Genomic DNA, 6,863 nt, shown 5'->3' with positions numbered 1-6,863 from the left:
GATACAGGCGGCGTTCTCGCCGATTGGTGGCGGATTCCTACCTTTTCCACCGGATTGGTGGGAGAAGCGCTTAGGCTCTTTCTGTGGCGCTTCTCTGATTGCTTTGAGCATCCCACCGGAATAGCACTCAGTGACTGTGGCAGCGCTGCGTTCTCCGTGAATCGCTAGACACGTCGGGAACTGTGTCCGACGGTTGACTCTGGCCGGTCTGGTCGCGTCCCAGTTGTCGTCTCGCTCGGTTCGCGCCCAGTTACGACTCTCTCCGAGTAACTTCGCTCGATGATGAGCCCGTCCGCTCGATGTAAGGGCTAACTTAGAGACTGTCTGGTGTTGCTCGTCTTCACCTTCCGACCTGCGAGTGCGACTGAGGGCGTTGACTGCGAACTGAGGCTGTTCTTCACCGCTCTCGGTCTTGATTTCTCGATTCTCTAGGGGTGGCCATTCGCTACGTTGTGATTTGCGTTGTTCGAAATCCAATGTGTATATTGTATATCGCTATATCCAATTAGTCAAAACGAGCGTACCAACCCACGGAGGGAGACAATGAGCAATCACGCGTCTCCGTACCACTCCGCTTTGAAGCGCTCGGCAAGGTAGATGTCACCGGGGTGCAAACAGTAACGTCACTCTGAGGCAGGTGTCTGGATTAGGTAAAACAACCCGTCAATCGGGAATACTGGCTGCGCCAGCGATTAATAGGTCGTGTCGCTCTCAGCTTCGACACGGCCGCTCTTGCGGGTCTGTTGTTGGAGCTGTCTGTGCGTGTCGTTGATGAGTCGTAACGCCTGTGGCAGCACCTCAATCTCGATTTGGTCCCGAATCGTGGGTTCTACGGCCTCGATATCGTCCAACTTTGCTGCGTACTTATCCGGTATCTCGATTTCGAGTTTCATCTTATCGTCCTCTTTTGGGGTTGTATTTCACTACGACAGCACGTTCGTGAGTTGTTAGATTCACGGACTCACGCGATTTTCCAATCCTGCGACCCGGTTCTGGAGGTCCTGGATGGTACTCACCAGACTCTGGATGACGCCGACCTGAATGTCTCCGTTTTCCCCATCTATCACGACGGTGTCCTTGTTGCTATTGGAGAGCGTAATCGTGGCGGCATCGCCACTGAGGGTGACTGATTGGTACGTGCCCCCATTCTGGGAGAGAGCAGAGAGTGCAATGCTGCCCAGATTGCCGCTCATATTGATCCGCTCGTTGTTTCCGGAGTCGTACACGTCGATGGTCGAATACTCACCATCCAGTTCTATCGACCGGTGTGACCGGAACTCGTCGGTTTCGACGCCGAGGCCGAGATAGTCGCCTTCGATTTCGACGCCACTCCGTTCCCAACTTCCGCCGACGAACAGGCGTCCATTCGTACTGTTTTGACCTGAGGAACCGACAGTGAGGTCGGCCGAGGTCCCGTCGACAGTCATCGTCTCCGTATCTTGGTCGTCAGTGACGGCTATCGACCCCCCACCGCCGCCACCACCGAGTTCGAGGTCGCCATACATCGTTATTCGGACGCGAGTAGCGGGGTCATCGACCGAAGCACTGGGATTGTCTCCCGTTCGGTAGCCGCCGATCTGGATTCGCTTGTCGCTGGCTACGTCGTCCAGTTCGATCGTCCCGTCGACGCCAGTGCCACCCAGTTGGAGCGAACCCTTCGTGACGGACCCGACGTACCGAAGTTGGTTCGGTTCCGGAGGGTCGGAACAGCCGAGGTGCCCGAATGTGGGTCCCTCCTTCGCTGAAATCTTCACGTCACCGTCTTTGCCGTCGATTTCTACGCGCGTCGAATCGAACGAGTTGCCTTTCCCGCCCGTGAAGTGAATCCGTGTTTTTCCGTCTCTGTCGCGTAGTTTGATGTCCCCGTCGGAGTTCGAACCGCCGCCTCCGCCGAGGGTTAGTGCTGCCCACCTGGGCCGAATCGCCACGTCCGCGATATCGTTTCCATCCTCGTCTTCGAGCCCCTTCGCGCCGAGTCTCATCGTGCCGCTGTTACCATGAAACAAAATTCGAGTCGTCTTCGGGTCGAAGCTTCCCCCGCCAGCAGACGCATGAAAACGGACGCTTCCGTCTTCGCCGGTCAACTGTAAGTCGCCGTCGGAGTGGCTCCCTCCGCCACCCCCGAGACGGAGCGTGGCCCAGTTCGGGAGTAACTCGATGTCCGTGTTTTCGTCGTCGGTACCCTGTGCCCCGAGGGTGATACTCCCATCTGATCCGCCGATGAGGACTCTGGTGGTATCTCGGTCGAATGCGCCTCCTCCCGCGGACGCGTGGATGCGAACGTCTCCCCCCTTGTCGGTCAACCGCAGGTCACCCTCAGAGTAGGTTCCGTCGCCACCCCCGAGACGGAGCGAGGCCGAATCCGGGTTCAACGCGATGTCTGGCGTACTGTTCTCGTCGACACCCACCACCGTCTTTCGAACCACGCTCACCTTGTCGTCGTCGAGAAGGATGTCAGGCTGAGACATGTTTGTTAATATGTATCTCACTCACAAAGTTCATTCGGGGAAACTGTCACAAACCGGCGATGCTGAAAGAATCCAAAAGTGGTCGTTATACGGTGTCTCGGCCCCGCTGGCGGGACGCTTGCTCAGCGACGAGTGTTAGTCGAGTGTTATCTCCGATTCTTTTCGTGCGTCGGCGCTGTTCGGGTCGGTATTCTGGCCAACCCAATCGATGGTTCCCGCTCGACCCTTTCGCTCGTGAACAGCAGTAGTGTCGAATTGGAGATGCCTCACTACGACATCAAATTTGGCTCGTCCGGCGTCCTTGAGTGCGAATTCTGACTGTGGAATGTGCGCAGCTTTCATTCCTTGTCTCCAATTTTTAAAGAAGAGTTGTACGCGGGCGCTGACCGCTCCGTTGCCACGTGTCTGGTTCTCGATTGCCGTGTTCCACTCCAAGAGATGGACTGCCTCTGCTGTTGCGAGTGCAGGGTGACCGACGCCGCTTCGGTCCATCTGGTCGATATCAATTAAAATCGACTCAAACGCGAGTACGCTTTTGGCTGCGTCCGGGTCCACGGTGTCGACAGTTGCAGTTGCTGGTCCCAGATTCTCGCTGTGAATCTCCTCGTCGCTGCCGCCAACGCCCCATTCGTACCCGTTCATGACGTGGTCCCTCCCAGCGATTGTTAGCGTGTCATCATCGCCCCGAATCAAGAGGGAGTAGACGTCGATTTCGTACTTGACGCGGTCTTCGAGCGTCTCACATTCTGGGGTGCGGCATGCGCTTTCGAAGGACCCCTCGATGGTAAACTGGATCTCGGTTCCGTTGTTCTCGGCTGTCCGGTCCGTAACTTCGACATCGAAACGGATGAGTTTCTCAGCGTCCGCTTTGGACGAGATATCGAAGCCGTTGAGAACGACTGTCCAGCACTCATCGTCAGCAAGCGGCGTGTCGAGCCGAATCGTTTGCTCTTTTGAGAACGGAATCCGCGTCACTTCCGACCCCTCGATGGGGATGGTGACCGACTCCTGTTGGAAACGAACTCCCGGTGCTCTGACTGCAGTGAAAAAGTCCTCGAAGTGTGCGGTATCCGGTCCAGACCCGGACGCTGCTGTGTGACCAACGACCCATCCGTTTTCTCGCGTGCGAACGTAACTTCCGAACCGATTGAGTCGGTGGTTGTACTCCCAGCGATGGTGGAACCCTCGCCAGATAGCACCTGTGGCGACTGTCCCACCGAGAAGTGCTCGAAGCGAGTACGGTTCGATTAATCCACTGTGTTCCGCTACCTGCCGAACCCCGTGCGCCGGGTCGCCCCCCGACAGGTCGCGTCTGAGACTCAACTGTGTCATGTTAACATATTAATTTATAATCATAATAGTTTTTGGGAGATTCACGGCCGCGTATCAATCACTACGACTTCGGGTAGTTGAACGACTGTGAGTCGTCTCCATCGAGGTCGAACGGGCCCGCCTGTACCACTCGAATCCCATTTAGATACAGCGCAAACGACTCGACTTTCCACCACTGGCTGTCGATAAACTCCGTATACTCCGATTGGTCTTGTTCGAGTTCTACCTTCGAAATCTCCCAGAGATGGAGTGGGTCACGCTCGGTCCAGCCGGTGTCGAGTAATGGGTCGATGGTGAAGTCATCCTTCGCTCCTTGGCTGAAATTCGCGTGATTGAATCCCTGCTGGCCGAAGGTATCGTCGAGGTTCCGTGTCAGTGCCCCGAGGTCGAGTGAGACGGTCGTACTTTGATTCCCAGCACCCCTGTCATCACTCGTTTTGATGACCACACGGATACTGTCGACTACGAGTTGATTGAAACAGGTCCGAAGCCCTTCGGCAGGGTCAATCAATCCGTCAACCCCCGCGAACCGCTCCAGTTCTTCCCGGACGCTGGTTGGTCCCGATATCCCGCCGTTTTCCGACAGGTTCCCGATGACGTTCCGCACGGAACGTCGACCAGTCGCTTCCTCGTACCGCGCGTGAACCGCCCGTGCTATCGCGTCGGCTCCGGCCTCGTTCGGGTGCAGACTCGGAGCGATTGGACATTTAACCGAGTCTTCTTCGATTGGAGGCTCGGACATCGCCTGACAAACTGCACTCCGCTCCGAGGCAACTGCTGGGTCGCCTCGCGACAGTGGTGGCCAGACCCACGGGTCGTCCGCGGCAGCCGCGTTTCTCCGGTTATAATTCGGTGATGCAAAGAGTACTGAAGCGCCGGTATTGGCCTTATCCTGCTCCGTGACTGCCTTGCGGAGATTGTGTGCTGATTGCTGGTAGAAGTACTCTACGTGTGCCGCAGCTAACTCTTCGCTCAGTTCGACAGCGCCGTACAATGCCCCCAGGACTGCCCCTGCCGGACGGCTGAGTAGCCCGAACAATACCTGAAGGCCGACAGCGAGGTCGTCGTTCGAAACGATATCGGACCCGTCGGGACCGGTACTCAAGAACAGATGGTATCCCGTGACGATGATCGTCGCGTCAGGGAACCGCTGTTGGGTTCGGCGCAGAAGCCGCTTCATCCGGCTGTAACAGCTATCTCTGACGGCCTTCTCTATCGACTCCGGGTCTCCGAAGGGATTGCTGATGTTGCCTCCGCCGATGTCGTTGATTCCTGCTGTGATGAGGACGATATCTACGGTTTCATCGGGACCGTACGCCTTGCTGACGTCGAGGCGCTCCGGTCGCTCTTGGTCGGTGTAATCATTCGGGAGTCTCTCGACTTGTTCGTGGACCGTTAATGGACCGTATGGAAACTCGTGGTGGCCCTGTCTGGTCGTTGACTGGAGTTCATTGGCGTTCGCTAACTTGAGAGCCACGTCACGATTCCCGGTCCCATTTCGGGACCGAATGACTGCACCGGAGTGTGCCTTTATCGCCGCACGGGGTAACGCGGCACCGCCGGTGAGTCGATCAAAAAATCGGGTCGCGAATTTCTTGTCGTGGACGAGGCCTTGCCCCCAGGCGACCGAATCACCGACAACCACCATCGTCGGAGTTCCCCCGTCCGTTATGGGCTTCCCGAATTCATGTCTGTTGTTGACATTCACCATGACAGTAGATTTCACTGCCATGACAATCAACGTGTTCCTGTTTCTTCCCTAATACGTATGTGCTCGTACTACCCACGCACCACACGGGTTGCGTCACGCGATCTCGACGGCACGAACGCGTCTTTGACGCCGCTTCTCACGTTATCCTGCGCTCCGTTCTAGCAACTCGGGCGTATCGTTCGCGGGGTTGTTCACCCGCGTCGAGACCGGATAGGCGGTCAACTCGTCGTCGGGATACGGACCGAGGAGCGACGCCACCTCGTCGGGGCCGCCGTGGAGCCACGTCTCCTCTTCGTCGGGTGCGAGGATAACGGCCATCCGGTGATGTAACTCCGAGATGAGGTCGTTCGGTTCGGTCGTGATGATGGTGAACGTCTCCAGTGACTCTTGCTCACGGGATGGGCCCCCGCTCCCGAAGTCGCCGAGTCCAGTCTGTTTCGTCGTCGGCGTCCAGCGCTCCCACAGGCCGGCCATCGCAAACGGTCGGTCGTCCTCGAACGCGACGCGGTAGGGCTGTTTGGTCCCGCCGCGGTCGACCCACTCGTAGAAGCCGTCGGAGGGAACGAGACACCGGCGCGACTCGTAGGCGTCGGCGAAACTCCGTTTCTCGCGGACCGTCTCGGCGCGGGCGTTGATGCGGTCATTTCCGATACTCGCGCTCTCGGCCCACGAGGGAACGAGGCCCCACTTCAGGAAGCGAAACTCGTCGGATGCCTCGTTTGTCACGACCGGCAGTTCTTGGCCGGGCGCGCAGTTGTACCGCGCTTCCAACTCCCGCGTCGGAACAGCCCCGAAGCGTTCTCGGAGTTCTTCGGGCGGCGTAAACAAACTGTATCGGCCACACATGTCTCTGGATTGGTATTGTGTGGGTAAAACGCTCGCGGCAGGTGGACTGCGAACTCAGCTGTGCTCACCGGACGACGACGCATTTAGGGTTGCGGGTATCTCCCACTCGAACATGCGAATCGAGAACAGCTTCATCCCCGTCCGTGGCGTGGGTGAGCGGACGGAGCGAAATCTCTGGCAATCCGGGGTCACACACTGGGACGAGTTCGACTCCTCGCTCGTCGGCGCGAAGACGGCTGACCGAATCGAGACCTACATCGCCGACGCGTACGAGCACCTCGACGACGGCAACTCGCGCTTTTTCGACGACTCGTTCCCGTCTGGCGAGCGCTGGCGACTCTACGAGAATTTCCGCGACGAGACGTGTTTCTTCGACATCGAGACGACCGGTCTGTCGGCAGAACGCAATTCGGTCACGACCGTCTCGTTCCATCAGGACGGCGAAACCACGACGCTCGTTCGGGGCGAGGACTTGACTGCCGACGCGCTCCGTGAGCAGTTTACCG

The 6,863-nt window shown here is 57.8% G+C and carries 6 protein-coding genes; 1 reads left to right on the top strand and 5 read right to left on the bottom strand.

Annotated elements, in window-relative coordinates:
• Nucleotides 1-692 precede the first annotated feature (692 nt).
• The 5 genes from QT222_RS09375 to QT222_RS09355 all read right to left on the bottom strand — a co-directional run bounded on the left by QT222_RS09375 (nt 693) and on the right by QT222_RS09355 (nt 6,357).
• Entirely contained in the window at nt 693-893 is a 201-nt protein-coding gene (locus QT222_RS09375) for a hypothetical protein (RefSeq protein WP_491477011.1), read from the bottom strand.
• A gap of 60 nt (nt 894-953) precedes the next feature.
• A complete protein-coding gene (locus tag QT222_RS09370; RefSeq protein WP_491477010.1) occupies nt 954-2,468 on the bottom strand; it encodes a hypothetical protein in 1,515 nt (504 codons plus the stop codon).
• A 135-nt stretch (nt 2,469-2,603) separates the two neighbouring features.
• Nucleotides 2,604-3,800, bottom strand: a complete 1,197-nt coding sequence (locus QT222_RS09365; protein WP_491477009.1) for a hypothetical protein — start codon at nt 3,798-3,800, stop codon at nt 2,604-2,606.
• A gap of 61 nt (nt 3,801-3,861) precedes the next feature.
• Nucleotides 3,862-5,448: an SGNH/GDSL hydrolase family protein gene (locus QT222_RS09360; RefSeq protein ID WP_137685671.1), complete on the bottom strand. Its 1,587-nt coding sequence runs from the start codon at nt 5,446-5,448 to the stop codon at nt 3,862-3,864.
• A gap of 204 nt (nt 5,449-5,652) precedes the next feature.
• Complete coding sequence (locus QT222_RS09355; protein WP_491477008.1) at nt 5,653-6,357, bottom strand: SOS response-associated peptidase; 705 nt, start codon at nt 6,355-6,357, stop codon at nt 5,653-5,655.
• 112 nt (nt 6,358-6,469) lie between these two features.
• Between QT222_RS09355 and QT222_RS09350 the strand changes: the two genes are divergently transcribed.
• The coding region (locus QT222_RS09350; RefSeq protein WP_491477007.1) for a ribonuclease H-like domain-containing protein at nt 6,470-6,863 on the top strand (394 nt) is incomplete at its 3' end.

Source organism: Haloferax sp. s1 (genome assembly GCF_058382125.1).
This window is presented reverse-complemented; position numbering and strand designations above follow the sequence as displayed.